The sequence below is a fragment of the Robinsoniella sp. genome, from assembly GCF_034124845.1.
The window spans coordinates 2588-3517 of sequence record NZ_JAWYAJ010000262.1 but is presented as its reverse complement, the minus strand read 5'-3'; the positions used below and the strand labels follow the sequence as shown (position 1 = coordinate 3517).

Sequence of the window (930 nt, the reverse complement as noted above, 5' to 3'; positions counted from 1 at the left end):
TTCCAGGGTGTTACAGAAGATGCGAAGAATACTGTATATTTAAGACCCGAAACAGCGCAGGGTATTTTTGTGAATTTTAAAAATGTTCAGAGAACTTCCAGAAAGAAAATTCCGTTTGGAATCGGACAGATCGGTAAATCTTTCCGTAATGAAATCACACCCGGAAACTTTACTTTCCGTACAAGAGAATTCGAACAGATGGAGCTGGAATTCTTCTGTGAACCAGGAACAGATCTGGAGTGGTTTGCTTACTGGAAAAAATACTGCCTGGACTGGTTAACCGCGCTTGGTATGAAAGAAGACGAGATGCGTGCAAGAGACCATGCGGCAGAAGAGCTTTGCTTCTATAGTAAAGCTACTACCGATATTGAGTTCCTGTTCCCATTCGGATGGGGCGAATTATGGGGTGTTGCCGACAGAACTGATTATGACCTGACACAGCATCAGGATACTTCCGGACAGGATATGAGTTATTTTGATGATGAGAAAAAAGAAAAATATATTCCATATGTAATCGAACCGTCACTTGGCGCAGACCGTGTGGTACTGGCATTCCTATGCAGCGCATATGATGAAGAGGAACTGGAAGGCGGAGATAAGAGAACCGTACTTCGTTTCCATCCGGCACTGGCTCCTATTAAAGTGGGTGTGCTGCCATTATCCAAGAAATTAAATGAAGGCGCAGAAAAAGTATTTACGATGCTGTCTAAGAAATATAACTGTGAATTTGACGACCGTGGAAACATTGGAAAACGTTACAGACGTCAGGATGAAATCGGAACACCTTTCTGTGTAACCTATGATTTTGAATCTGAGACAGACGGAGCGGTTACTGTCCGTGACCGTGATTCTATGCAGCAGGAAAGAATTAAAATTGAAGAATTAGAGGCATATCTGGCAGACAAATTTGAATTTTAAGCAGCTGTCAGG

The 930-nt window shown here is 42.5% G+C and carries 1 protein-coding gene; it reads left to right on the top strand.

Translation table 11 applies throughout. The features are described 5' to 3' along the window. Positions 1-918: glycine--tRNA ligase (locus tag ACH2DQ_RS13030; RefSeq protein ID WP_395027009.1), on the top strand; the 918-nt coding region annotated here is incomplete at its 5' end. Between the last annotated feature and the right edge of the window lie 12 nt (positions 919-930).